At 72.8% G+C, this 24,514-nt stretch carries 24 protein-coding genes; 18 read left to right on the top strand and 6 right to left on the bottom strand.

The features are described from left to right. Positions 1-44: 44 nt before the first annotated feature. Positions 45-773 (top strand): anti-sigma factor antagonist, encoded by a 729-nt coding sequence (locus ACFYXC_RS38710; protein ID WP_389557445.1) that lies wholly within the window; start codon positions 45-47, stop codon positions 771-773. A gap of 37 nt (positions 774-810) precedes the next feature. Here the strand turns inward: ACFYXC_RS38710 and ACFYXC_RS38715 are convergent, their stop codons facing one another. From ACFYXC_RS38715 to ACFYXC_RS38725, 3 genes are all read right to left on the bottom strand, one after another. Next, on the bottom strand, positions 811-1,194 hold the full coding sequence (locus ACFYXC_RS38715) for a VOC family protein (protein ID WP_388905665.1): 384 nt from the start codon (positions 1,192-1,194) through the stop codon (positions 811-813). Positions 1,195-1,199: 5 nt separating this feature from the next. Beyond that, positions 1,200-2,732 (bottom strand): FAD-binding protein, encoded by a 1,533-nt coding sequence (locus ACFYXC_RS38720; protein WP_389557446.1) that lies wholly within the window; start codon positions 2,730-2,732, stop codon positions 1,200-1,202. Between the two features lie 113 nt (positions 2,733-2,845). Beyond that, positions 2,846-3,886 carry a LacI family DNA-binding transcriptional regulator gene (locus tag ACFYXC_RS38725; RefSeq protein WP_389557448.1) on the bottom strand — a complete coding sequence of 347 codons (1,041 nt, stop codon included), beginning with the start codon at positions 3,884-3,886 and terminating at the stop codon, positions 2,846-2,848. A 111-nt stretch (positions 3,887-3,997) separates the two neighbouring features. On the opposite strand from ACFYXC_RS38725, the gene ACFYXC_RS38730 reads away from it, so the two are divergent. From ACFYXC_RS38730 to ACFYXC_RS38750, 5 genes are all read left to right on the top strand, one after another. Further along, positions 3,998-5,155, top strand: coding sequence for a Gfo/Idh/MocA family protein (locus ACFYXC_RS38730; RefSeq protein ID WP_389557449.1), 1,158 nt, complete (start codon positions 3,998-4,000; stop codon positions 5,153-5,155). Between the two features lie 73 nt (positions 5,156-5,228). After that, positions 5,229-5,903 (top strand): formylglycine-generating enzyme family protein, encoded by a 675-nt coding sequence (locus ACFYXC_RS38735; RefSeq protein ID WP_388905657.1) that lies wholly within the window; start codon positions 5,229-5,231, stop codon positions 5,901-5,903. Between the two features lie 374 nt (positions 5,904-6,277). Beyond that, positions 6,278-7,681 (top strand): Si-specific NAD(P)(+) transhydrogenase, encoded by a 1,404-nt coding sequence (sthA, locus tag ACFYXC_RS38740; protein ID WP_389557450.1) that lies wholly within the window; start codon positions 6,278-6,280, stop codon positions 7,679-7,681. 166 nt (positions 7,682-7,847) lie between these two features. Beyond that, positions 7,848-8,468, top strand: coding sequence for an L-threonylcarbamoyladenylate synthase (locus ACFYXC_RS38745; RefSeq protein WP_388905655.1), 621 nt, complete (start codon positions 7,848-7,850; stop codon positions 8,466-8,468). 34 nt (positions 8,469-8,502) lie between these two features. Further along, positions 8,503-9,312, top strand: a complete 810-nt coding sequence (locus ACFYXC_RS38750) for a sulfite exporter TauE/SafE family protein (RefSeq protein WP_388905653.1) — start codon at positions 8,503-8,505, stop codon at positions 9,310-9,312. 15 nt (positions 9,313-9,327) lie between these two features. Here ACFYXC_RS38750 and ACFYXC_RS38755 read toward each other — a convergent pair whose 3' ends face one another. Continuing rightward, the gene (locus ACFYXC_RS38755) at positions 9,328-10,005 is read right to left on the bottom strand and encodes an NUDIX domain-containing protein (RefSeq protein WP_389557469.1); all 678 of its coding nucleotides are present in this window, start codon (positions 10,003-10,005) and stop codon (positions 9,328-9,330) included. A 306-nt stretch (positions 10,006-10,311) separates the two neighbouring features. On the opposite strand from ACFYXC_RS38755, the gene ACFYXC_RS38760 reads away from it, so the two are divergent. Next, positions 10,312-12,369 carry a discoidin domain-containing protein gene (locus ACFYXC_RS38760; RefSeq protein WP_389557453.1) on the top strand — a complete coding sequence of 686 codons (2,058 nt, stop codon included), beginning with the start codon at positions 10,312-10,314 and terminating at the stop codon, positions 12,367-12,369. A gap of 53 nt (positions 12,370-12,422) precedes the next feature. Further along, positions 12,423-13,040, top strand: a complete 618-nt coding sequence (locus ACFYXC_RS38765) for a TetR/AcrR family transcriptional regulator (protein ID WP_389557454.1) — start codon at positions 12,423-12,425, stop codon at positions 13,038-13,040. A gap of 74 nt (positions 13,041-13,114) precedes the next feature. Here the strand turns inward: ACFYXC_RS38765 and ACFYXC_RS38770 are convergent, their stop codons facing one another. After that, positions 13,115-13,894, bottom strand: a complete 780-nt coding sequence (locus ACFYXC_RS38770; protein ID WP_389557456.1) for a LysR substrate-binding domain-containing protein — start codon at positions 13,892-13,894, stop codon at positions 13,115-13,117. Between the two features lie 58 nt (positions 13,895-13,952). Between ACFYXC_RS38770 and ACFYXC_RS38775 the strand changes: the two genes are divergently transcribed. The 6 genes from ACFYXC_RS38775 to ACFYXC_RS38800 all read left to right on the top strand — a co-directional run bounded on the left by ACFYXC_RS38775 (position 13,953) and on the right by ACFYXC_RS38800 (position 18,910). Continuing rightward, positions 13,953-14,330 carry a DUF5997 family protein gene (locus tag ACFYXC_RS38775; protein ID WP_388905642.1) on the top strand — a complete coding sequence of 126 codons (378 nt, stop codon included), beginning with the start codon at positions 13,953-13,955 and terminating at the stop codon, positions 14,328-14,330. A gap of 47 nt (positions 14,331-14,377) precedes the next feature. Continuing rightward, positions 14,378-15,085, top strand: coding sequence for an AAA family ATPase (locus ACFYXC_RS38780; protein WP_389557458.1), 708 nt, complete (start codon positions 14,378-14,380; stop codon positions 15,083-15,085). 398 nt (positions 15,086-15,483) lie between these two features. Then, positions 15,484-16,068: a hypothetical protein gene (locus ACFYXC_RS38785; RefSeq protein WP_389557460.1), complete on the top strand. Its 585-nt coding sequence runs from the start codon at positions 15,484-15,486 to the stop codon at positions 16,066-16,068. A 319-nt stretch (positions 16,069-16,387) separates the two neighbouring features. Then, complete coding sequence (locus ACFYXC_RS38790) at positions 16,388-16,609, top strand: hypothetical protein (RefSeq protein ID WP_389557461.1); 222 nt, start codon at positions 16,388-16,390, stop codon at positions 16,607-16,609. A gap of 107 nt (positions 16,610-16,716) precedes the next feature. Then, positions 16,717-17,286 (top strand): antibiotic biosynthesis monooxygenase, encoded by a 570-nt coding sequence (locus ACFYXC_RS38795; RefSeq protein ID WP_388905630.1) that lies wholly within the window; start codon positions 16,717-16,719, stop codon positions 17,284-17,286. Positions 17,287-17,437: 151 nt separating this feature from the next. Next, on the top strand, positions 17,438-18,910 hold the full coding sequence (locus tag ACFYXC_RS38800; RefSeq protein ID WP_389557463.1) for a hypothetical protein: 1,473 nt from the start codon (positions 17,438-17,440) through the stop codon (positions 18,908-18,910). A 150-nt stretch (positions 18,911-19,060) separates the two neighbouring features. On the opposite strand, the gene ACFYXC_RS38805 is transcribed toward ACFYXC_RS38800, so the two are convergent. Beyond that, positions 19,061-19,270, bottom strand: a complete 210-nt coding sequence (locus ACFYXC_RS38805; protein ID WP_389557464.1) for a hypothetical protein — start codon at positions 19,268-19,270, stop codon at positions 19,061-19,063. Positions 19,271-19,383: 113 nt separating this feature from the next. On the opposite strand from ACFYXC_RS38805, the gene ACFYXC_RS38810 reads away from it, so the two are divergent. From ACFYXC_RS38810 to ACFYXC_RS38825, 4 genes are all read left to right on the top strand, one after another. After that, entirely contained in the window at positions 19,384-19,677 is a 294-nt protein-coding gene (locus ACFYXC_RS38810) for a hypothetical protein (protein WP_389557465.1), read from the top strand. A 97-nt stretch (positions 19,678-19,774) separates the two neighbouring features. Continuing rightward, on the top strand, positions 19,775-20,215 hold the full coding sequence (locus ACFYXC_RS38815; RefSeq protein WP_389557466.1) for a PPOX class F420-dependent oxidoreductase: 441 nt from the start codon (positions 19,775-19,777) through the stop codon (positions 20,213-20,215). 171 nt (positions 20,216-20,386) lie between these two features. Further along, the gene (locus tag ACFYXC_RS38820) at positions 20,387-21,535 is read left to right on the top strand and encodes a S1 family peptidase (protein WP_389557467.1); all 1,149 of its coding nucleotides are present in this window, start codon (positions 20,387-20,389) and stop codon (positions 21,533-21,535) included. 375 nt (positions 21,536-21,910) lie between these two features. Continuing rightward, on the top strand, positions 21,911-24,358 hold the full coding sequence (locus ACFYXC_RS38825; RefSeq protein ID WP_389557468.1) for a GH92 family glycosyl hydrolase: 2,448 nt from the start codon (positions 21,911-21,913) through the stop codon (positions 24,356-24,358). Positions 24,359-24,514: the final 156 nt, after the last annotated feature.

A 24,514-nucleotide genomic window follows, 5' to 3' on the forward strand; every position in this document is an offset into this window, starting at 1 on the left:
GTCCCGTGTCGCTCGGACCGCCGAGGGGGCGCCCGCCCACCCCCTTGCGACTGGAGGCACACCCCGCCGGTGAGCGGACGGTCGTCGTGGCGGTCGGCGAGATCGACATGGACACCTGTCCGGAGCTGCGGCGGTCCCTGCACGAAGCCCTTGCCGCGTCGGCCCGCGGCATCGATCTCGACCTGACCGGCGTCCGCTTCTGCGACTGCTCCGGCCTCAACCTCCTGCTCCTCGCCCATCGGGAGGCGTCGGCGGACGGCAGGACGGTCGTCGTCCGGTCCGCGAGCCCCGCCGTCGAACGGCTGCTCACCGTCACGGGCACAGCGACCGTGCTCACCCCCGCAGGTGACCCCGGCGCGACGCACGGCACCACGCACGACAGCACCATGCACGACAGCACCACGAAGGACAGCACCATGAAGGAGAGTCCGTCGTCCGAGGGCGCCCTCGACGGCGCCGACACCCTCGGCGCCGAGGACGATCTCCGCGCAGAGGACGATCTCCGCGTCGAGGTCGGGCAGCTGCGGCGCGCCATGCAGACCCGGCCGGTCATCGACCTGGCCCGCGGAGTCCTGATGGCGACCTTCGGACTGAGCCCCGAGGACGCCTGGACCGTTCTCGTGACGGTCTCCCAGAACGCCAACATCAAGCTGCACCACCTCGCCGAGGGCACGGTGGCCGCCGTCCGGGGCGAGCCGCTGCCCGAGTCCCTGCGTCAGCAGCTGTCCGCGGCCGTCGCCGAGCTCTCCTCGCCCCGCGGACCGGAGCCGTGAACGGTCCGGCCGTCACCGCGCACCGGCTCGCGTCACCTCACGAGGGCTGGAGCCGCCTGCGCAGAAGACAGAACTCGTTGCCCTCCGGGTCGACCAGCGGGTACCAGCTCTCGGTGCCGGTCTGACCGATGTCGGCGGGCCTCGCACCGAGCGCGAGCAACCGCTCCAGCTCGGCGTCCTGGTCGCGGTCGGTGGGGCTGACGTCGATGTGCAGCCGGAGCTTCTTCGGCCGGGGGTCGGTGCTCGGGCTGAGGACGAGGGTGGGCTGCGGTCCGCCGAAACCGGCGTCGGGCGGGCCGATCTCGATGCTTCCGTCGTCCTCCCGGCCGAGTTCGGCGTAGCCGAGGACGTCGCTCCAGAAGGCGGCCAGCCGGCCGGGGTCCACGGCGTCGATGACCAGTTCGCTGATGCGGCATGCCATGCCCGTCACCCTAGGGGGCGACGGGTCCGCCGGCCGCCGGTTCTCCGCTCGGGCCGTCGGAAGATCCCCTGTCCGGGTGCGAGGATCCCACGCGGGTCGTAGGTCTTCTTCGCCGCGGCCAGCCGGCGCCGGGCGGGACCGAGGTGGCGCCGCCAGTCGGCCTCGTCGAAGGGGACGGAGCCGACCGGGTACCGGGTGCCGCCGGCCGCGCGCACGAGGTCGTAGGCGGACCGGTTGGCGGCCAGCAGCCGCCGGACCGTGGCCGCGTCCCCGGGCGGCGCGGTCCGCAGGACGGCCAGCAGGTACGGCACGGGGTCGTCGGGCATCCGCAGCAGCGGGGCCCTGACGCGCGCGCGGACCAGCGGGTACAGCAGCACCACGCCACCCGGGCCCAGGTCCGCCTGGGTGAGCGCGTCGAGGAGCCGCCCGGCGAGATCGGCCGCCGCACGGCCGGGCAGCAGCAGGTTGAGCCAGGGATGCGCGTACGCCCACAGCCCGGCCTCCTTGAGCGCGGCGACGCCGGAGGCGAGCCGGTCGAGGAAGTCGTAGTACGCGAGGTCGGTGATCTCCACGCCCGACGGGTCGTGCCGCAGGCCGCGCAGCAGCGCCGTGTCGTCGGGTTCCTCACCCGCCGGAGGTCCGTAGGCCACGGCCTCGACGACGTACCGGCGGAAGGTTCCCGAGGGGTCCTCGGTGACCTGGCCCTCGACATAGGCGAAGCGCCGCTGCCGGACGAGCAGGCGCTGGTCGTCGAGGAAGGTCCGCAGATCGCCGTACGGCAGGACGTAGCGGCGTACGGACTCGGGGGCCCGGACCAGCCGCAGGGTCGCGCCGACGATCACGGCGCACTGGCCGAGTCCGGCGAGCGCGGCCAGGAACAGGTCACGGTGCCGGTGCGCGGAGCAGGTGAGCAGCTCCCCCGCGCCGGTGACGACGTCCAGCTCCAGGACGTTGTCGACCTGGGCGCCGGACCGGTGGGTCTGTCCGCCCAGGCCGCCGACGGACAGCGTGCCGCCGACGGAGAGTTCGAGGTAGTCGGTGAGGACGGGAGGCGTCAGGCCGTGTACGAGCGTGGCCTTGGCGACGTCGCTCCATCTGGCGCCGGCCCCGACCCGGACGCCGGTGCTGCCGGGCCCGAGGGGTCCGACGGCGTCGAGCGGAGCCGTCTCGACGACCAGTCCGCCCGCGGCCTGCGCCTGGCCGCCGGTGCCGTGCCCCTGCCCGCGAGGGGCGACCGGGATGCCGTGCTCGCCGCAGAACCGCACCATGGTCACGACGTCCGCCACCGAGCCCGGCCTCAGCACCGCGGCCGGCCGGCGGTGCACGATGTGCCCGAAGTCGTCGGCGGCGGCGCTCAGGGAGACCTCGTCGGTGTGCAGGCTTCCGTCCAGCTCGGGAAGTTCGGGAATGTCGTGCGGCCGGCCGTCGCCGGGCGTGGCCGCCGCCCGGCTCCGGGTGAAGGGGTCGAACCCGATCACGGCGCTCCCCACGGCCGCCAGGCCGCGCAGTGCGGAACGCCGGGGCGGTGTGCGGGACATGCGCTCCTCCAGGGGGAGGGATCCGATGAACCGTGCGACAGCCGTCCACTCTAGAGCTGTCGGCCGCCGCGGGGTTGCCGGAACGCGGATGTCACCGCCCGCCGCCGCGCGCTCTACCCCGCGGGCGGCGCGGTCGTGCCCCGCACTTCGAGGACGGGTGCGCTGAGGACGACCCGGCCGGGACGGGCGGGATCGTCGATCCGGTCGAGCAGGCACTGCGCGGCGCGGCGGCCGACGTCGTGGCCCGTGCCGTCGACGGTGGTGAGCCACAGGTGCCGCAGCCGGGCGAGAGAGGTGTTGTCGTATCCGACGAGGGAGAGGTCCCGCGGAACCCGCAGGCCGAGTTCCCCGGCGGCGGACAGCGCGCCGACGCAGGCGATGTCGTTGAACGCGAACACGGCGCTGGGCCGCCGGGGTCCGCTGAGCAGCCGGACCGTGGCCCGGTAGCCGCCCTCCTCGGTGAGGTCGCCCTGTTCCACGACGGCCGTGCCGGCCAGTCCGTGTTCGCGCATGACCGTCTCGAAGCCGCGGCGGCGCAGTTCACCGACCATCCCGGGACCGGCGATGTGGGCGACGCGCCGGTGGCCGAGCCCGATGAGGTGTTCGGTGGCGAGCCGGGCGCCGGCCTCGTCGTCGTTGGCGACGATGTCCGCCCGGGGCAGCGCCGGTTCGCGGGCTCCCGCGACGACGGTCGGCAGCCGCTCGGCGGCCGTACGGAGCATCTGGGGATCGGGCAGTGTCCCGACCGCGACGAGCCCGTCGACGCGCAGGTCGGTGAAGACGCGGGTGAGGTCCTCGCCGAGCCGCCGGTTCAGGTGTCCGTCGGCCAGCAGCACGTGCAGACCGCGGGCGTCCAGCAGGGAGTTGAGGCCGTCCAGCAGTTCCACGAACCAGGGGTTGCGCAGGTCGTTCAGCAGCACGCCCACCAGCGGGGTGCCCCCCGACCGGGCGTGGTCGAGGGCCTGCGGGCGGGCACGGCGCTCGCTGAGGCTGCGCGCGGCGGCGTTGGGCCGGTAGCCGAGTTCCTCGACGGCGGCCAGGACGGCCTGCCGTCTCTCGGGGCGCACCCGGTCGGAGCCGCGCAGCACGAGGGAGACCAGGGACTTCGACACTCCGGCCCGTTCGGCGACGTCACGGATGGTCGGTGGTCTCATGAAATGGACCGTTCCACAAGACCCATCGGAAAGTCAAAGGGGTTGACACCTGCTGTGACGGACTTCAGTGTGAGCCGCGAAGACTCTGGACCGATCCAAAGAGGGACATTCATGGGAAGCACGCTCGGCGTCGCCGTGGTGGGGTTCGGCTGGATGGGGCGGGTGCACACCCAGGCGTACGCGCGCGTGCCGCACCACTTCCCGGGGCTGTCCGTCCGGCCCGAACTGATCGCCGTCGCCGACGAGGTGCCGGGCCGGGCCGAGGAGGCCGCCGCGCGCTACGGGTTCGCCACGGCGGTCCGGGACTGGCGTGAGGTCGCCGCCGATCCGCGGGTCCGGGCCGTGAGCGTGGCCGCGCCGAACTTCCTGCACCGCGAGATCGGCGTCGCCATGGCCGAGGCGGGCAAACACCTCTGGATCGAGAAGCCGGTCGGCCTGGACGCGAAGGACGCGCGGGCCGTCGCCGGCGCCGTCGCCGAGGCGGGCGTCCAGGGCACGGTGGGCTTCAACTACCGCAACGCGCCCGCCGTGGCGGCCGCCCGCGAGCTGATCGCCGCCGGGGAGATCGGCAGCGTCACGCACCTGCGCATCCGCCTCTTCAGCGATTACGCGGCCCATCCCGAGGGCGCCCTGACCTGGCGGTACGAGCGGGAGCGCGGCGGCAGCGGAGTACTGGGCGACCTCGCCTCGCACGGCGTCGACCTGGCCCGCTTCCTGCTGGGCGAGATCGCGGCGCTGACCGCGGACACGGCCGTCTTCGTCCCCGAGCGGGCCCGGCCCACCGGCGCCACCGCCGGCCACGCGCGGTCCACGGACGGCGAGTTCGGCCCGGTGGAGAACGAGGACTACGTCTCCTGCCTGCTGCGCTTCGCCTCCGGTGCCCGCGGGGTGCTGGAGGCGTGCCGGGTCTCGGTCGGCGAGCAGAACAACTACGGCTTCGAGATCCACGGCACGAAGGGCGCGGTCTCCTGGGACTTCCGTCGTATGGGTGAACTGGGCGTCAGCCGCGGCACGTCGTTCCAGGACCAGCCGGTGAGCACCCTGTACGTCGGCCCGGGGCACGGCGAGTACGCCGCCTTCCAGCCGGGCGCGGCCAACAGCATGGGATACGACGACCTCAAGGTCATCGAGGCGTACAACTTCCTGCGCTCCATCAGCGAGGGCACCCCGTACGGAGCCACGCTGGAGGACGCCGTGCACAGCGCGGCCGCCCTGGACGCCATGGCCCGCTCGGCCGCGGACAGCACCTGGACGAGCCCAGCCGTTTGATCCTGGCATAACCGCGGGGTACGTGCCGTCACGGGCCGCCGGCCTACGAGATGGTCAGTAGGATTGCCTGCTCATGGACACACGCTCGGTGTACAAGATGATCGCCGTGCCGCCTGGGCAGGTCACGCTGTCGGACCGGCGGACGCGGCGCAGTTGGTCGGTCGACGTCGCGCCCTACCGGCTCGGGTCCTTCCCTGTCACGCAGGCGCTGTACGCGCGGGTCACGGAGGAGCGGCCGAGCAGCGCCGACGGTGACCAGCTGCCCGTCGAGGGCGTGTCCTGGTGGGACGCGGTGCGGTTCTGCAACGCCCTGTCGCGGCACGAGGGGCTCACGCCCGCCTACTCCTTCCATGCCGACGGGGAGGGCATCGACTGGGACACGGCCGCCGACGGCTACCGGCTGCCCACCGAGGCCGAGTGGGAGCACGGCTGCCGTGCCGGGACACCGGGACCGCGGTACGGGCCGCTCGACGAGATCGCCTGGTACCGGGACAACTCCCAGGAGCGCGTGCACGACGTGGGCGGCAAGCGCCCCAACCAGTGGGGTCTGCACGACATGCTGGGCAACGTCTGGGACTGGTGCTGGGACGTCTACGACGCCGAGGTGTACGGGACCTACCGGGTGCTGCGCGGTGGCGGCTGGTTCGACGAGCACTGGAGCTGCCGGGCCTCGGCGCGGCGCCGCAGCCACCCGAGTTATCAGGTCGACGACGTGGGGTTCCGGGTCGCGCGCTCGGTGACACGGTGACGCGGTGACGCCTGCGGCGGGCTGCGGGTTGCTTGCTGCGGGCCGGTGGGGGTTGCTCGCGCAGTTCCCCGCGCCCCTGACGGGGCGGGGACGGGGGCCGCTCAGAGACTCCCCCGCCCTCGCGAACACAAGCAGGGGCGCAGCCCCGCTTTCAGGGGCGCGGGGAACTGCGCGGCCAGCCCCCACCGCGCCGCAGAGACGATCAATCCGCGAACCGGCACAAGCCAGGGCGCAGCCCCGCTTTCAAGGGGCGCGGGGAACTGCGCGGCCAGCCCCCACCGCGCCGCGGCGGCGAGGGATGCGTGAGCCGCCCGCAGGGCAACCGTCACCTGTTCGCCCTTTCGGGCGACAGGCGCGGCTGGCAGACTTCGGTGGTGCGCGACTACGACTTGCTCGTCATCGGATCCGGACCGGGCGGCCAGAAGGCCGCCATCGCCGCGGCCAAGCTCGGCCGCCGGGTCGCCGTCGTCGACCGCCCCGACATGGTCGGAGGGGTCTCCATCCACACCGGGACCATCCCCTCCAAGACCCTGCGGGAAGCGGTCCTCTATCTCACCGGTCTCACCCAACGCGACCTCTACGGCCAGAGCTACCGGCTGAAGGAGGACATCACCGTCGCCGACCTGACCGCGCGCACCCAGCACGTGGTCGGCCGCGAGGTGGACGTCATCCGCAGCCAGCTGGCCCGCAACCACGTCTCCCTGTTCGCGGGCACCGGCCGCTTCGTGGACGACCACACCGTCGCCCTGCGCGAAGTGACCGGCAACGACCGGCTGTTGAGCGCGGACACCATCGTCATCGCGACCGGGACGAGGCCGGCCAGGCCCGCGACCGTCGAGTTCGACGAGATGACCGTCCTGGACTCCGACAACGTTCTCAACCTGGAGCGGGTGCCCCGCTCCATGGTCATCGTCGGGGCCGGCGTGATCGGCATGGAGTACGCCTCCATGTTCGCCGCCCTCGGCAGCAAGATCACCGTGGTCGAACAGCGTCCCGGGATGCTCGACTTCTGCGACGTCGAGGTGATCGAGTCGCTCAAGTACCACCTCAGGGACCTGGCGGTCACCTTCCGCTTCGGCGAGACGGTCGCCGCGGTCGAGCGCCACGCCCGGGGCACGCTCACCATACTGGAGAGCGGCAAGAAGATCCCGGCGGACGCCGTCATGTACTCGGCGGGCCGGCAGGGCCTCACCGACGACCTCGACCTCGACAAGGCCGGCCTGTCCGCCGACAGGCGCGGCCGGATCAAGGTCGACGAGCACTACCGCACCGAGGTGCCGCACATCTACGCCGTCGGCGACGTCATCGGCTTCCCGGCACTCGCGGCGACCTCGATGGAGCAGGGCCGGACGGCCGCGTACCACGCGTGCGGGGAGCCGGTGAACCGGATGCACGACCTCCAGCCGATCGGCATCTACACCATCCCGGAGATCAGCTTCATCGGCCGGACCGAGGACCAGCTCACCGAGGACCGCGTACCGTTCGAGGTCGGTGTCTCGCGCTATCGCGAGCTGGCCCGGGGCCAGATCATCGGCGACTCGCACGGCATGCTCAAGCTGCTCGTCTCCCCCGAGGACCGCAAGCTGCTCGGCGTGCACTGCTTCGGCACGGGCGCCACCGAGCTGATCCACATCGGGCAGTCGGTGATGGGCTGCGGCGGCACGGTCGACTATCTGGTCGACGCCGTCTTCAACTACCCGACGCTCGCGGAGTCCTACAAGGTCGCCGCGCTCGACGCCACCAACAAGATCCGGCAGATCGACCGGCTCCGGGACTGAGCGGGGGCCTCCGGCCGGGGGGGAACGGGTGGGGGGGAAGGTGCGGTTGTGTGGCCGGTGCGGGCCGGTGGGAGCTGGGCGCGCAGTTCCCCGCGCCCCTGACGGGGCGGGGCGGGGCTGCGCCCCGCTTCCGGCCGTAGGGGCGCGGGGGGCATAAGCTCGGCGGGTGGCCAAGTACTTCGATGTTCATCCCGACAATCCTCAGGCGCGGACCATCACCCAGGTCGCCGACTCCATCCGCGCGGGTGCGCTCGTCGTCTATCCCACGGACTCCTGTTTCGCGCTGGGATGCCAGCTGGGCAGCCGTGACGGTATCGACCGGATCCGCTCCATCCGCCGGCTCGACGACCGTCACCACTTCACCCTGGTGTGCCAGAACTTCGCGCAGCTCGGGCAGTTCGTGCAGGTCGACAACGACGTGTTCCGTGCCGTCAAGGCGTCCACGCCCGGCAGCTACACCTTCATCCTGCCCGCGACCAGGGAAGTCCCGCGCAAGCTGCTCCACCCGAAGAAGAAGACGGTCGGAGTCCGCATCCCCGACCACACGGTCGCCCAGGCCCTGCTCACCGAGCTGGGTGAGCCGCTCCTGTCCAGCACGCTCCTCCTCCCCGACGAGGACGAGCCGATGACCCAGGGCTGGGAGATCAAGGAGCGCCTCGACCACTCCGTCGACGCGGTGATCGACTCCGGGGACTGCGGCACCGAGCCGACCACGGTCATCGACTTCTCCAGCGGCGAGGCCGAGATCATCCGCAAGGGAGCCGGCGACATCTCCCGGTTCGAGTGACCCGCCGCCCGCGCCCCGCACGGCGGGGCGCCACGTGACGCCCATGGAGGGCGTCGCCGTGTTCGCCGCGGGCGTGGCGGCGGGCGGCGTCAACACCGTCGTCGGCTCCGGGACCCTGATCACCTTTCCCGTCCTGCTGGCCACCGGTCTGTCGCCCGTCACCGCGACGGTCTCCAACGCGCTCGGCCTGGTCCCCGGCGCCGTCAGCGGAGCGTTCGGCTACCGGGCGGAACTGCGCGGTCAGCGGCGGCGCATCCTCAGGCTGAGCGTCGGCGCGCTGCTCGGCGGCTTCACGGGCGCCGTGCTCCTGCTGGCCCTGCCCGCCTCGGCGTTCGAGCGGATCGTGCCGGTCGTGGTCGGCCTGGCCCTCGTCCTGGTCGCGTTCCAGCCGCTGATCACCAAGTCCCTGCGCCGCCGCCGCGCGAAGGCCACCAGCGACACACCCGCCGGTGCCACCGCCGGCGCCCCGGACCAGGCCCCCGGCCGCCGCGACGGCGGAGCGCCGCTGTTCGTCGGGCTGACGCTCGCCAGCGTGTACGGCGGCTACTTCGCGGCGGCCCAGGGGATCATCTACATGTCGTTGATGGGGGTGCTCCTGGACGAGACACTGCAACGCCTCACCGCCGTGAAGAACGTCCTCGTCGCCGTCGTCAACACCGTCGCCGCGACCTTCTTCCTCTTCGTCGCGGACTTCGACTGGACGGCCGTCGCGCTGATCGCCGTCGGTTCCGCGCTCGGCGGGCAGCTCGGAGCCTCGGTGGGCCGCCGGTTCAGCCCCGTGGTCCTGCGCGTCCTCATCGTGACGGTCGGCACCGTCGCCCTCGTCCAGCTGCTGCTCCGCTGAACCGGGCGGGGCGGTCTAGGCATCAGGGCGCACCGTGCTGAACGGTCCTTCCAGCGCCGCCCACTGCAACAGCATGATGGTCTTCGCGTCGGCGATCTCGCCGGTGCGGATCATGTCCAGGGCCCGGCGGAAGGGCAGCTCGACCGTCTCGATGTCCTCCCCCTCCTCCTCCAGCCCGCCGCCCTCGTGGGTCCGGGTGGCCGGCCCGTAGGAGGCGGCGTAGAAGGTCACGCGCTCGGTGACCGAGCCGGGGCTCATGTAGACCTCGAAGACCCGCTCGACCTCGCCGACCGTGTGCCCGGTCTCCTCGACGACCTCGCGCCGCACCGCGACCTCGGGGTGTTCGTCGTCCTCGTCGAGCAGACCGCCCGGTGTCTCGACGAGCATGCCGTCGGGGTGGCCGTTGACGTACACGGGATAGCGGAACTGGCGGGTCAGGAGGACCGTTTCGCGCGCGGTGTCGTACAGCAGGATCGTGGCGCCGTTGCCGCGGTCGTGCGTCTCGCGCTCCTGGGTCGACCAGGTGCCGTCGGCGAGCTGGAGGTCGAAGGTCGTGGTGCGCTCCACGTACCAGTGGCAGGACAGCAGTTGGACGTCCCGCACCTTGACGCGGGGGTTGCCCGTCAGGTCCAGGCCGACCTGGTCGAGTCCGGTACGGCCTCTGCGGTCGGGGGTGTCGATGCCCGCGGTCATCGTGTGCCGGCCGGGGAGGAGGTGCGGGCGGGGGCGGGCCAGGTGCTGGTGCGTGTCCTGGTGGAACAAGTGGTCATGGTCTGCTTCTACCATCCGGGTCCTGCCCGTGGGGGCCGTGCGCGCGGTTCCCCCCGTCCTGGCGGGGCCCGGACGGGGGCTGAGGGGGAATCAGGTCAGGTGTCCTGGACCCCTTGACTCTCCTCGGGGTTGTCGGGATTCTCGTGTGCGTACTTGCAGGAGTCATGACAAGTGCCGCAAGGCCGGGACCGTGCCGACCGCCGCCGACCGAAGACGTGGGTGATGACCATGACCCGACAGCCTCTCCACCGGCGCAGACCTCTCACGGTCCTGTCGCTGTTGCTCGTCGTGCTGGCCATGGCCCTCGGCCCGACGCCCAGTTCCGCAGCCGGGACGGACTGGTGGGACCCGACCGCGCGGCCCGCCCCGGACTCCCAGATCAACGTCACCGGGGAGCCCTTCAAGGGCACCGGACCCCAGGGCGAGGTGCGCGGGTTCGTCGACGCGCACAACCACATCATGGCCAACGAGGCGTTCGGCGGCCGGCTCATCTGCGGGAAGCCCTTCTCCGAAGCGGGGATCGCCGACGCCCTCAAGGACTGTCCCGAGCACTACCCCGACGGTTCGCTGGCGATCTTCGACTTCATCACCAACGGCGGTGACGGCAGGCACGACCCCGACGGCTGGCCCACGTTCGCGGACTGGCCCGCCCACGACTCGCTGACCCATCAGCAGAACTACTACGCCTGGGTCGAACGGGCCTGGCGCGGTGGCCAGCGCGTTCTCGTGAACGACCTCGTCACCAACGGCGTGATCTGCTCGGTCTACCCGTTCAAGGACCGCAGCTGCGACGAGATGACCTCGATCCGGCTGCAGGCGAAACTGACCTACGACATGCAGGACTACGTCGACGCCATGTACGGGGGGCCGGGCAAGGGCTGGTTCCGGATCGTCACCGACAGCGCGCAGGCCCGCGACGTGATCGAACAGGGCAAGCTCGCCGTCGTCCTCGGCGTCGAGACGTCCGAGCCGTTCGGCTGCAAGCAGGTCCTGGACATCGCGCAGTGCGACAAGGACGACATCGACGCCGGACTGGACGAGTTGTACGACCTCGGCGTACGCAGCATGTTCCTGTGCCACAAGTTCGACAACGCCCTGTGCGGGGTCCGCTTCGACGAGGGCACCCTCGGCACGGCGATCAACGTCGGCCAGTTCCTGTCGACGGGCACCTTCTGGCAGACCGAGAAGTGCACGGGCCCGCAGCACGACAACCCCATCGGGGGCGCGTCGGCGCCGAACGCGGAGAAGGAACTGCCGGCGGGCGTCGACGTACCGGAGTACGACGAGGACGCGCAGTGCAACAAGCGCGGGCTGACCGACCTCGGCGAGCACGCCGTGCGCGGGCTGATGGAGCGCGGGATGATGCTCGAGATCGACCACATGAGCGTCAAGGCCACCGGACGGGCCCTCGACCTCTTCGAGGCGGAGTCCTACCCCGGTGTCGTCTCCTCGCACAGCTGGATGGACCTGAACTGGACCGAGCGGGTCTACCGCCTCGGCGGCTTCATCGCCCAGTACATGCACGGCTCCGAGCAGTTCGGCGCGGAGGCGGAGCGCACGAAGGCCCTGCGCGACAAGTACGACGTGGGCTACGGCTACGGCACCGACATGAACGGAGTCGGCGGCTGGCCCGCCCCGCGCGGCGCGGACACGTCCGACCCGGTGCGGTACCCGTTCCGCAGCGCCGACGGCACCGCTGTGCTCGACCGGCAGACCACCGGGCAGCGCACCTGGGACATCAACACCGACGGGGCCGCCCACTACGGTCTCGTACCGGACTGGATCGAGGACATCCGGCTCGTCGCGGGCCAGGGGGTCGTGGACGACCTGTTCCGCGGCGCCGAGTCCTACCTCGGCACCTGGGGCGCGTCGGAGCGGCACGAGGCGGCGGTGAACCTCGCCAAGGACGCGCCCGCCACGGCCAGTTCGTCGGAGTCGAACCCCTTCACCAGCTACGCGCCCGGCCGGGCCGTGGACGGGAAGGGCGACACGCGCTGGGCCAGCGACTGGAGCGACGACCAGTGGCTCCGCGTCGACCTCGGCGCCACGCGCACGGTCGGGCGCGTCACCCTCGACTGGGAGCGCGCCTTCGCGAAGTCGTACCGCGTGGAGGTCTCCGCCGACGGCACGAACTGGCGGTCCGTGTGGTCCACCACCGCCGGGGACGGCGGCCTCGACACGGCCCTGTTCTCCGGCGTACCCGCCCGCTACGTACGCGTCCACGGGCTGGAACGCGGGACCGACTGGGGCTACTCCCTGTACGAGATGGGTGTCCACAGCCGCTGACGGCCACCGGGACGGGTCCCGCAGAGACGTGGCCGCCGGACGAGAGGGGCCCCATGGCACGGATGCCGTCGGCCGAGCGGCGCCGTCAGCTCACCGAGGCGGCCATCCGCGCGATGACCCGGGACGGCGTCCCCAGGACGACGACCCGGTCCATCGCGGCCGAGGCGGGCGTGTCACTGAGCGTCTTCCACTACTGCTTCGACTCCAAGCAGGCCCTGATCGAGTCCGTCATCGAGACGATCACGAGTCACTCCGTCACGGTGGTGCGCGAGGCGATCCGGCCGCGGGCCACCCTGAGGGAGACCGTCGCGGCCGGCTTCCGGGCCTACTGGGACCATGTGTCCGCCCACCCGGGCGAGCACATGCTCACCTACGAGCTGACCCAGTACGCCCTGCGCGAGCCGGGGTTCGAGCATCTCGCCCGGCGGCAGTACGAGCTGTACTCCGACACCTACGCCGAACTCGTCGAACAGCTCGGCCGTGACATGGACTTCGCACTCCGTGTACCCGTCCCGGTGCTGGCCCGCTATCTGGCCGCCATGACCGACGGGCTGACCCTCAACTTCCTCGTGCTCGGCGACGACGCGGCGTGGGCGGACATCCTCGACACCATCACCGACCACGTGGCGGGGCTCGTACGCGACACGGACGACGCCTCGGACCGGCTGTAGCGCCTGTGATGAACCCACGGGCCCGGTGAGGGCCGGGCGCGCGGCTCCCCGCGCCCCGCACGGGGCGGAACCGCTCAGCGACCGCGGGGCTTGCCCCGCCTGGCGCCCTTGGCACCCTTGGCGCCCTTGGACGGGCCCGAGCCCGTCCGGGGATTCCTGCCGCCGGTCCTGCCCGCGGCGGGCCCCCGTCGGGGGGCGGCCTTGTCCGCGGGGCGGGCGGCCTGCTGCTCGGCGGCGGGCTGTGTGCGGCCCCGGGAGCTGTTGACCGTCCGGCCCCGGACGACCCCGATGAAGTCCTCCACCAGGTCCGTGGTCCGCTCCTGCGGCCACGACAGGGCGACCCGGGACCCGGGGGCGTCCGTGACCGGCCGGTACGTGAGGTCCTTGCGGTGGTGGAGACGGGCGATCGACTGCGGGACGACGAGCAGGCCCACGCCCGCCGCCACCAGTTCGACCGCGTCGGCCGTCGTCGCGGGGCGCTCGATCGCGGGGCGGCCCGGCGGGTGCTCCCAGTCGAGGGTGTCGTCGAGCGGGTGCAGCACGACGTCGTCCGCCAGGTCCTCGGTGGTCACCTCGTCCACCGCGGTCACGACGTGGTCCCTGGGGACGACGACCACGGTGGTCTCGGCGTAGAGGGGGATCGCGCTGAGGTCCGTACCGTCGACCGGCAGCCGGACGAAACCCGCGTCGGCGCCGTGGCCCCGCAGCACGTCGAAGGCTTCGGCGGCGGAGACCGCGAGGAGCGCCAGCGGGACGTCGGGCCGCCGCTCGTTCCAGATCCGCACCCACTTGCCCGGGGTCACTCCCGGGACATACGCGAGCCGGAACGGGGAGGGGTCTTCCGAGCCTGTCACCTGGCCAGGTTACCCGGCGTGGTCGGCGGTGGTTCACCCGCTCGATACCCTTGGCCGTATGACGTCGCACCAGAACACCCAGACGATGAAGCCCGCGACCGCGGCGAAGAAACTGGGTGTGTACCTCGAGGCCACACCCGCCGAGTTCCAGGAAGGTGTCGTCTCGCGCTCCGAGCTCACCGCGCTCCAGGCCGACCCGCCCGAGTGGCTGCAGGAGCTGCGGCGCGACGGCCCGCACCCCCGGCCGGTGGTCGCGGCGAAGCTCGGCGTCTCCATCTCCGGGCTCGCGCGCGGCGGGGTGACCGACGCGCTCACCACGGAGCAGATCGAGGCGCTGAAGCAGGACTCTCCGGAGTGGCTCCAGAAGGAGCGCGCCACCCAGGCCGAGGTCCGCAGGGAAGCAGCCCGCCTCAAGGACAAGAAGGCCGACAGCTAGGGCGCTTCCTCCGGATCGGCCCGGGCCCGCTGTGGAACACTCGACGCGTGATCATCGAACGCGCGTACGCACACGTGGCTTCGTACGACGAAGGTGAGTGGCCCTGGTCCGTGCCCTGTGTGCGCGGACTGCTGGCGGACGGGATGCGGTTCACCGCGCCGGTGACCTTCGTCGTGGGGGAGAACGGTTCGGGCAAGTCGACGCTGGTCGAGGCGCTGGCGGAGGGCTTCGGGCTCGATCCGTACGGCGGCTCGCACGACTGGCGCTACGCGAGCCGGCGGTCCAAGTCGGTGCTGGGCGAGCGGATCCGCTTCGACGCCGCGGCACGCGGCCGGCGGATGCTCGGCAGCTGGTCGGCCCGCAAGGGCTTCTTCCTGCGGGCCGAGACGGCCATGGACGCGCTGGGCCGGGAGGGTTTCGCGCCGGAGTCCGTCAGCCACGGCGAGGGGTTCCTCGCGGCGTTCCGGGGCAAGTTCCACCAGCCGGGACTGTATGTGCTGGACGAGCCGGAGGCGGCGCTCTCGTTCGGTTCGTGCCTCGAACTGCTGGGCCACCTCGACCAGTTGGCGAAGGCGGGCGGGCAGGTCGTGTGTGCCACCCACTCCCCTCTGCTGACCGCGCTGCCGGGCGCGGACATCGTCGAGGTCGGCGACCACGGCATGCGCCGGGTGGCGTGGCAGGAGCTCGCGCTGGTCGACCACTGGCGCCGCTACCTCGCCGACCCCCGCGCCTACCTGCGGCACATCCTCGACTGACGTCACCTCGGCGCGGAAGGCGCGGGTGACCGGCTTGCTCCCGGTCCGCGCAGGAGGCGGCACGTGGGTCGATGACGTACACGGACGCGTGTGGGGGCGGGGCCGGATCGGGCCGGACGCGTGGCCGGCGCTCGCGGACCTGCCGGACCTCCTGGAGTCCTGAGCGGCGCACACCTCCGGGGGCCGGCGACGGCATGCCTCAGGAGCGGGACGGGCCCCGTACCCCGACGGCGTACGCCACGGGGGTACCCGCTGTGGGCGGGTCGGGAGAGAAAAGCCCTGGTCGGAGGCGTGACGGCGGTGTGCTGGGTCCTCGCCACAGGTGCGCGACCGGTTGCGGCGGGCCCGGGTGTTTTCCACGGTGAGCGCAACGACAGCCGTTCTGGAAAGGAACCCGTATGCGCGCCCTGGTATCTCGCGGCCTGCTCCTCCCGCCCCTCGTCTGCGCCGCGCTCGTCCTCGGTCCGGTGGGCGCCGCTGCCGCCGTCGACGCACATCCCGGTTCGCCGGACGCCCGCGCCACGGCACGGGAGCTCTCCGCGGCGGACCTGACACCCGAACGGCTGGGTCTGCCGGCCGGGGACGAGCGCGCCGCGGCGCTCGCTCCGCTCCTGACCGCGCTCGGTGACCTGGCGGAGAGAGGGAAGGGCCCTCTCGACGCCGCCGAGGCCGACGAGCACGCGCAGGCCGTGGAGGACGCGACCGCTTCCCTGCAGCAGCGGGTACGGGAGATGGTCGGCTCCGCGACGGCGAAGGGAACGGCGACGAAGGGAACGGCGGCGGAAGGTGCGGCGGTGGACGACTTCACGCCGGCGGACGCCGAGCTGGGGGAATCGGTCGAGACCCTCATCGGGTCGCTGCTCTCGCTCGACGTGCCGGGAGTGGTGGACGCGGTGCCGGACCTCCTGTCGTCCGTGCTCGGGCTGCTGACGGGGGGCTCGGGCAGCCGGTCGACGAACCTTTCGAGCTTGCCGACGACCTGACCTACGAGAGGGCCCGGCCCCGGTCCGGACCGCCGGGGTGTCGGGGTGTCGGACCGCCCAACCTCGGTCCGGACCGCCGCGGACCACCGGAGTGCCGGACCGCCGGAGTGCCGGACCGCCCGAGCGTCGACCGCCGGAGTGCCGGGCAGGTCCCGGTCGCACGGGGCGGGGCGAGAGGGCTGTCCGGCGTCCGCGAGGAGGACTGTCCGGCGTCCGCGGGGAGGGCGGGTGGCCCTCTCCGCGTCATGTCCGCATCGCGTTCACAGACGCGACACGGATCCCGACTCGTCCGAAGGGCGTGCGCGGGTACCCGTATCTCATGACTGATGTGGTGGATTCCGACGAACTCCTGCGCCGCATCCGGCGGGCCCGCTCCTGGGCCGGCCGGGAGGAGCAGACGTGGAAGGCACGGAGCGAAGAGCTCAAGACCGGCGATCCGCACGGCGCACACGAGGCCGAGCTGCGCGGACACACCTACGAGGCCGTGCGCAGGGCACTGGACGAGATCGTCAGCCCGGGTGTCCACGACGTGGACGACTGAGGCCCGGCGGCCGGACCCGGCGGGCGGACCCGCGGCCGGCCGCGGCTGCTGGACCCGCCCGGCCGGTTCGTGCATGAGCCGCGTGACGCAAGGAACCCGTCGTGGTCATGAGCACCACGCAGGCCGCCCCGTGCGCCGAACCCGTCACCACGGTCTTCACCTGGCAGGTACGCCCCGGCCGTGAGGCCGACTTCGAGGAGTGGACCCGGGGGGTCACCGGCTGTGTCTCCCGGTTCACCGGCAGCCAGGGGGTGTCCTGGCTGCGCCCGGAACCAGGACACCGGTTCCACGCGGTGCTGCGCTTCTCCGATCCGCAGCGGCTGACGGACTGGCTGGTCTCGCCGGAGCGGGCGCGGTGGCACGCGCGGATCGAGGGCATCGCCACCGAGGTCCGTGACGAACGCCAGTCGACCACCGGTCTGGAGAGCTGGTTCCGTCTCCCCGGCACCACGGTGAAGGCCCCGCCGCGCTGGAAGATGGTCCTGACGACCTTCGTGGGCGCCTATCCGCTGACCCTCCTGATCCAGTGGCTGGCGGCACCGGGTACGGCCTCGTGGCCGCTGCCCCTGCGGGCCGCCGTCTTCCCGGTGGTGCTGCTGCCCCTGCTCACCTACGTGATCATGCCGGGGCTGAGCCGGCTGCTGCGGCTGTGGCTGTACGGCACCCCCGACGACTGACGCGGCGGCCGGGTCCGGCCCCGCCCCGCGTCACACGTGTGCCTCATCCCGATGGCGGCGTTCGGCGCGGGCGCTTAGAAAGGTCGCACAGCAACTCGGGCCGCGCGTCCGGGCCACGACAGCGACTGCACCCTTCGTAAGGGAGCCGAGTATGACAACCCGTTCGCCTTTCGACTCCGATCGACCTGGCATATCCCCCGAGCGCGTGGTCGAGGCCCCCATGCCGCCGCCACCCGTCTCCGCGCCCTGGCACACACCGCCCGACGAGGCGCGGGACAGGGCGACGCGCAGGGCTGAGCCCCGGTACGCCGAGCGGGCCGACGCCGTCGAGCACCGGTACGCCGACCCCGCCGACGAGATGGAGCCCGCGTACCCCGACCCGGCCGACGAACTGGAGCACCGGTACGCGGCCCCGGCCGAGCGGGCGCGTCCTCGGCGCACCGACCCGGCCGACGAGCGCGACCGCCGGTACCGCGGCCCCGTGGACGACATCGACGGTCCCGACGGGACCGGCGAGGCCGACCCCGCGTACCGCCGTGGCCCGGTCGACCGGGCCGACGAGACACCCGACGAGGCACCCGCCGAGCCCGCCGAACCCCCGGTGGAGCCCGACCCCGCGTACGACAACCCGGTCGACGGGCTCGTCCACACCGCGGTGGCCGACCGCCCGTTGGACGAGGTGATCCAGCTCATCGAACTGCTGGAACAGTCACCGGAGTACGCGAGAGCCACGGTCGACGCGCTGCGGGCGGTCGGTACGGACCGGTCCGTGGAGGACGTGAGCCGGCTGGTGGCCCTGCTGACCCGGCCCCCGAGGAACGCCGACAGCGCCGACGAGACGATCCGCGCGGCGGCCGAGGGCCGGCCCGTGGAGGAGGTCACCAAGCTGATGGCACTGCTGCACCGGCCCCCGCTGGAAGCCCACTGCGGCGAGGCCGCGGTGCGGGCGGCCGCAACCAGCCGTCCGGTCGAGGAACTCGTGGAGCTCATCGGCCGCATGGCGCACGCACAGGGCGTACGCGAGGACCGGAACCGGGCGAAGCCGCCGACGTGGGACGCGGCGGAGCCGGCCGGTGGCACGGCGCGCGCCGCCTCGTCCGGGAACGGACCCGCCGCCGGGGACCGGCTCATCGCCGAGGGCGGCACCGTCGCCCTCGGCCGCACCGCCCGGGCACGCCGTGGCCGGACGGCGAGGAACGACGACTCTCCGGCGTGGCCGCGCCTGCTCGCCGCCCTGCTCCTCGTGGTGTGCGGTGTGGCCCACGTCCCACCGAGCCGGGACGGAGCCTCCGTCGCCGCCTACGGGTTCGCGATCGGCGCCGGTGTCCTGTGCGTCCTCGTGGGCCTGGCCCTGTCGCGCCGGAGCAGGATCCCGGTGCTCGCCCTCGGGATCGCGGTGCCGTCGGCGCTCGCCGTCGCACAGCTCCTCGAAGGCCGCATCACGTCGCCCGGTCTGTCCCGGGCACTGGACCTGACCCTCGCACCGCCGTGGCTCGCAGGGCTCATGGCCGTGCTCGCCGCGCTGGCGGCCCTTACGGCACTGGTCACGCTCCTGGCATCGATGCGGCCCCGGCCGCGGCCCGACGTACGGCAGTTGGCCGGATCGGACCGGACGGCGGACTGACCCGCCACGACGGTCCGGCTCCGCGACCGAGCACGACGGCGGCTGTCCGACACCCTGGGGTGTCGGACAGCCGCCGTCGTGTGCGCCACCGCGGAACCAGGCCGCGCCCGGCGCGCCGAGGGGCCCGGGGCCGGTCGTGGGCTCCGGGACTCAGTCACGGGGCGGGCGCCGGGCGCCCGTTCGCGCGGTCTGCTCCCGGCCGCGGGTGCACGCGCCGTCGTCGGCTGCCGGCACCGCCTGCGCGGTTGCCGCCCGACTGCCGCGCGGCACGTACGCGCCTCCGCTGAGGCGACGCAGGGGTGTCACGCGGATCCTGACCCCCGGCTGCTCCGGCTGCTTCGACTGCTGGGTGGTGTCCATGGGTCCACAGTGCGCCACGGACACCCGGGCAACCAGATCTCTCCTGTGGGCAGGACCGCGGATCCTGGTACCGGCGCCACCACCCATCGCCGTCTTCGCCCCGCACTTCGACAGTGCCTCCCTCGGCGCAGGTCACCGTCACCGACACCGACAAGTACTCCTTGCGGGCGAGCGGCACGCCGCTGCTGTTGGACGGCAACTACGACAAGAAGCCCGCCCACACCGCCGTGCTCACGGCGCTCGGCGGCAGCGGCAGCGGCTCGGGCGGCGGTGGCACCGCCGCCTCCCAATCGGGACTCGAGCCGCCGGGTACCGCGACGGTGTGCAGAGCGTGGCGCGGCGGTTCCGGTCGTCGCGCCACGTTCCGTCCACGGAGTACCCCTGTGGACGCGGTGTACGCGCGCTGACGCCGTGTAAGCCCGCGGACGCGGTGTACGCCCGCGTCCGGGCGGACGGGGGCGGGTGGGCGGAATGCCCGGCGCCGTGCCGGGCGTTGAGGGGCGCATGACGGATGACACCGGCCAGGACGCACTGCTCGCACTCCTCTCCGCGTACGACGGCGGAGTACTGACGACCCTGAAGCGCGACGGCCGCCCACAGCTGTCGAACGTCAACCACGCGTACTACCCGGACGAACGGATCGTGCGCGTCTCACTCACCGACGGCCGCGCCAAGACGCGCAACCTGCGCCGCGACCCGCGGGTCTCGTACCACGTGACCAGCGCGGACCGCTGGGCCTACACCGTCGTCGAGGGCCTCGCCGACCTCTCGCCCGTGGCCCGCGAGCCCGGCGACGAGACCGTGGAGGAGCTGATCCGTCTCTACCGCGACGTGCAGGGGGAGCACCCCGACTGGGACGACTACCGGGCCGCCATGGTGCGCGACGGCCGGCTCGTCCTGAGGCTGCGCGTGGAGCGCGCGTACGGCATCCCCGCCACCCGCTGATCCGCGTCCCGCGAACTGTCCGCCGACGGCGCCCGTTTTTGGTATGTACCTGACGACAGTCTGCCGCTAAGCTCTGCTCCGCATTCCCTGAGAGCGCTCTCACAGTTCAGCTGTTCCTCCCCCACCTTGCTGGAACAACGAAGGGCCATCGCCTTGAGACGCACTACGAGCATGAGCACCGGTCTGGCCTCCCTCCTCCTGATCGGCACCTGGGCGGCCGTCGGCGCCGGACCCGCCTCGGCCGCCCCCGCCCCCGAAGCCGCCCCCACCTCCGAGGCCCCGGCCTCCGCCGCCCTCCTCGACGCCATGCAGCGGGACTTCGGCCTGACGAAGGCCGGAGCCGAGGCGCGACTCGCCGCCGAGAAGAAGGCGACCGCCGCCGAACCGAAGGCCGTGCGCGCGGCGGGAGCCGCGTACGGGGGCTCCTGGTTCGACGCCGACAGCGGGAAGCTGACCGTCGCCGTCACCTCCGGCGCGTCCGCCGCCACCCTCGACTCCGTCCGTGCGACCGGGGCGGCCGTCCGCACCGTCGAGCACAGCGCCCGGCAGCTCGACGCGGCCAAGGCGCGCATCGACAAGCTGGACGCGCCGGAAGGAGTCAGCAACTGGTACGTCGACGCCGAGTCGAGCTCGGTCGTCGTGGGCGTGGTGGCCGCACAGCGAGCTGACAACGATGTCCAGGCGTTCCTCGCGAAGGCCCGCGCCGCGGGTCCCGTCACCGTCGAGAAGACCGCGAAGGCACCCGAGACCTTCGCGGCCGGGACGGTCGGGGGCGACCCCTTCTACACCGGCAACGTCCGCTGTTCCATCGGATTCTCGGTGCACGGCGGGTTCGTCACCGCCGGGCACTGCGGTGGGGCGGGGCAGGGTGTGAGCGGCTGGGACCGCTCGTACATAGGGAACATCCAGGGGTCCTCGTTCCCGGAGAACGACTACGCCTGGGTCAACGTCGGCAGCGGCTGGTGGACCGTGCCGGTCGTGCTCGGCTGGGGCACCGTCTCCGACCAGCTCGTGCGCGGCTCCAACGAGGCGCCGGTCGGCGCCTCCATCTGCCGGTCGGGATCCACCACGCACTGGCACTGCGGCAATGTGCTGGCCAAGAACGAGACGGTCAACTACAGCCAGGGTGCCGTGCGTCAGATGACCAAGACCAGTGTCTGCGCGGAGCCGGGCGACTCGGGCGGCTCCTTCATCAGCGGGGACCAGGCGCAGGGCGTCACGTCCGGGGGCTGGGGCAACTGCTCCACCGGGGGCGAGACGTGGTACCAGCCGATCAATGAGATTCTCAACCGGTATGGGTTGACGCTGCATACGGCGTGACGCCGTCTTGGCGTGGGGCTCCGTCGCCGGGAGGTGGCGGGGCCCCTGCGTTCGCCTTGTCCTGGCCTCGGTGCTCCGCACGGTTGCTGTCGCGTGCGGGTTGTGTGGGGTTGAGCGCGCCGTTCCCCGCGCCCCCTGCGGGGCCACCGGCCTGTTGTCGCGTGCCGGTTGTGTGGGGTTGAGCGCGCCGTTCCCCGCGCCCCTTACGGGGCCACCAGTCTGCTGTCGCGTGCCGGTCGTGTGGGGCGGGGGTTCATCGGGCGTTCATCGGGGGTGGTGGGGTGGCGGTCTACGCTCGGCGGCGGCTCTTGCGGGGGTGGCCCGTCGTCAGGCGGCCGGCCCCGGCGCCCGTCCACACGGAAGGTTCCCTCGCACATGGTCCTCAGATCCACCGTCGCCGGGCGGAGGTTCGGCAGGAGAGCCGCCGCTCTCGCGCTGACGACCGCGCTCGCCGCCGCACTGCCCGGCCCGGTCTCCTCGGCGGCCGACGCCTCCACCGCGGCGCCGGCCCGTCCCACCACGTACGTGGACCCGCTGATCGGCACGGCGAACGGAGGCAACACCTACCCGGGCGCCAACCTCCCGTACGGCATGATCGGCTGGTCCCCGACCAGTACCAGGGGCGACCAGACCAGCACCGGCGCGGCCAACGGCTACGAGTACGGGGTGACCCGGCTGCGCGGGCTGAGCCTCACCCACGTCAACGGCGCGGGCTGCAACCCGGGCGCGGCGGGCGACGTACCGATCATGCCGTTCGTCGGGGACGTCACCTCCTCGCCCTCGGCGGACACCACGGACTCCGTCTACGCGGCCGGCTTCTCGCACGCCGACGAGCGGGCCGTGCCGGGCCGCTACTCCGTCGGTCTCGACTCCGGCGCCCGCGCCGACCTCGCGGTGTCGCAGCGGGCCGGTGTCGCCGACTTCACGTTCCCCGCCGACAAGCCCGCCAACCTGCTCTTCCGGGTCTCCAACTCGCTCAACGGCAGCGAGGACGCGGAGGTCAGGATCGACCGGGCGAAGCGCAAGGTGACCGGGTCGGTGCTGACGGGTGCCTTCTGCGGCCGGCGCGCCAACGGCGGTGTCAACAACCGCAAGAGCTACTACCGGCTCCACTTCAGTGCCTCGTTCGACCGTGCCTTCTCGTCCACGGGCACCTGGCAGGACGGCACCCTCTCCCCCGGCTCCACCACGGGCAGTGGCGGCGAGGGGTACGCGACGGGCGCCGACCGCGCGGGCCGTGGCTCCGGCGGTTACGTCGGCTTCGACACCGGGACCGACAACGATGTCCACATGCGGCTCGGCATCTCGTACGTGAGCCTCGCGGGAGCCGAGGCGAACCTCCGCGAGGAGATAGCGCCGCGGGCGAGCGTCGACCAGGTGGCGGCGGCCGGCAGCAGGGCATGGGACCGCGAACTGCGTTCCGTGCGCGTCGGCGGGGGCGGTGAGGCGCAGCGGACCGCCTTCTACACCGCGCTCTACCACTCCCTCCAGCAGCCCAACCTGGTCAGTGACACCGACGGCCGCTACCCGGGCATGGACGGCAGGCCGCACCGGATCGCGCGCGGACAGGGGGCGCAGTACAGCAACTTCTCCGGCTGGGACCAGTACCGGGCGCAGATCCAGCTCCTCGCCCTGCTCAAGCCGCGGATCGCCGGGGACTTCGCGCAGTCCCTCCACAACTTCGCCCAGCAGAACGGCGGGGTCTGGGACCGCTGGGTGCACATCAACGGCCCGACCCACGTGATGACCGGCGACCCGACGGCGGCCACGCTCGCCACCTTCTACGCCATGGGCGTGCGCAACTTCGACTACCGCGGCGCCTTCGACTCGCTGGCGAAGCAGGCCACCGTGCCGCACCCCGACGGCCTCTCCGACGCGGGCTGCCCCGGCCAGTGCACCGGCCAGCGGCCCAACCTGGCGCAGTACATGGGTTCCGGGTACGCCGCGCAGGACGTCTGCCACTGCTGGGGCGGCGCCGCGGAGACCCTGGAGGACTCGGTCGCCGACGACGCGCTCGGCCGGTGGGCGAAGCTGCTCGGTCTCGACGAGCAGGCCGCCGCCTTCGCCGAGCGGGGCGGCTGGTGGCGCAACGTCTTCAACCCCGCGGCCACGGACGGGGCGGGCACCCACGGGTACGTCCAGGCGCGCAACCTGGACGGTTCCTGGGTCACGCCGTTCAGCCCGGGCGGTGACCGCGGGTTCGCCCAGGGCACGAGCGCCACGTACACCTGGATGGTGCCGCAGGACGTCCAGGGACTCGCCGAGGCGATGGGCGGACGTGCGGTGGCCGCCGGGCGGCTCGACGGCTTCTTCCACAAGGCCGACGGCTCCTGGTCGGTGAAGGGCGGCGACCCGCTGCGCTACGACCCGACCAACGAGCCCGGCATCCACGCCCCCTGGCTCTACAACGCGCTCGGTCAGCCGTGGAAGACCCAGGCGACCGTGCGGCAGATCGTCGACACCGTCTACGGCACCGGCCCGGCGGGCCTGCCGGGCAACGACGACCTGGGCACCATGTCGGCCTGGTACGTCTTCTCCGCCCTCGGTGTCTACCCGCGGACCCCGGGCAGCGCCGACCTCCTGCTGGGCGCGCCGCTGTTCCCGCACGCCGTGATCGACCGGCCCGGCCGTGACATCGTCATCGACGCGCCGGCCGCCGACGCCACGCACGCGTACGTCGGCGGAGTCCGCCTCGACGGGCGTACCCACGACAGGTCCTGGACGGACGGCAGCCTGCTGCGCAGCGGAGGCACCCTGCGGTACAGCCTCGTGTCGGAGCCGGACACCCGGTGGGCCACCGCGCCCGCCGGACTGCCCCGCTGACACGGCCCGACAGGGGTGGGGGGGGCCGGGGGCCCCCCCCCCCGGCGCCCCCCCCCCCCCCCCCCCCCCCCCCCCCCCCCCGGCCCCCCCCCCCGGGCCCCCCCCCACCCCCCCCCCCCCCCAACCCCCACCCCCCCCCCACCCGGGACACAACAA

Source organism: Streptomyces sp. NPDC002701 (genome assembly GCF_042889045.1).
Classification (GTDB): domain Bacteria; phylum Actinomycetota; class Actinomycetes; order Streptomycetales; family Streptomycetaceae; genus Streptomyces.

Bases quoted from the DNA above. Each gene is read 5' to 3' on its own strand.
- ACFYXC_RS38715 (WP_388905665.1), bottom strand. From the start codon at position 1,194: ATGGCATGCCGCATCAGCGAACTGGTCATCGACGCCGTGGACCCCGGC.
- ACFYXC_RS38720 (WP_389557446.1), bottom strand. From the start codon at position 2,732: ATGTCCCGCACACCGCCCCGGCGTTCCGCACTGCGCGGCCTGGCGGCC.
- ACFYXC_RS38725 (WP_389557448.1), bottom strand. From the start codon at position 3,886: ATGAGACCACCGACCATCCGTGACGTCGCCGAACGGGCCGGAGTGTCG.
- ACFYXC_RS38730 (WP_389557449.1), top strand. From the start codon at position 3,998: ATGGGAAGCACGCTCGGCGTCGCCGTGGTGGGGTTCGGCTGGATGGGG.
- ACFYXC_RS38735 (WP_388905657.1), top strand. From the start codon at position 5,229: ATGGACACACGCTCGGTGTACAAGATGATCGCCGTGCCGCCTGGGCAG.
- ACFYXC_RS38755 (WP_389557469.1), bottom strand. From the start codon at position 10,005: ATGACCGCGGGCATCGACACCCCCGACCGCAGAGGCCGTACCGGACTC.
- ACFYXC_RS38760 (WP_389557453.1), top strand. From the start codon at position 10,312: ATGACCCGACAGCCTCTCCACCGGCGCAGACCTCTCACGGTCCTGTCG.
- ACFYXC_RS38765 (WP_389557454.1), top strand. From the start codon at position 12,423: ATGGCACGGATGCCGTCGGCCGAGCGGCGCCGTCAGCTCACCGAGGCG.
- ACFYXC_RS38775 (WP_388905642.1), top strand. From the start codon at position 13,953: ATGACGTCGCACCAGAACACCCAGACGATGAAGCCCGCGACCGCGGCG.
- ACFYXC_RS38785 (WP_389557460.1), top strand. From the start codon at position 15,484: ATGCGCGCCCTGGTATCTCGCGGCCTGCTCCTCCCGCCCCTCGTCTGC.
- ACFYXC_RS38790 (WP_389557461.1), top strand. From the start codon at position 16,388: ATGACTGATGTGGTGGATTCCGACGAACTCCTGCGCCGCATCCGGCGG.
- ACFYXC_RS38795 (WP_388905630.1), top strand. From the start codon at position 16,717: ATGAGCACCACGCAGGCCGCCCCGTGCGCCGAACCCGTCACCACGGTC.
- ACFYXC_RS38800 (WP_389557463.1), top strand. From the start codon at position 17,438: ATGACAACCCGTTCGCCTTTCGACTCCGATCGACCTGGCATATCCCCC.
- ACFYXC_RS38805 (WP_389557464.1), bottom strand. From the start codon at position 19,270: ATGGACACCACCCAGCAGTCGAAGCAGCCGGAGCAGCCGGGGGTCAGG.
- ACFYXC_RS38815 (WP_389557466.1), top strand. From the start codon at position 19,775: ATGACGGATGACACCGGCCAGGACGCACTGCTCGCACTCCTCTCCGCG.
- ACFYXC_RS38820 (WP_389557467.1), top strand. From the start codon at position 20,387: ATGAGCACCGGTCTGGCCTCCCTCCTCCTGATCGGCACCTGGGCGGCC.
- ACFYXC_RS38825 (WP_389557468.1), top strand. From the start codon at position 21,911: ATGGTCCTCAGATCCACCGTCGCCGGGCGGAGGTTCGGCAGGAGAGCC.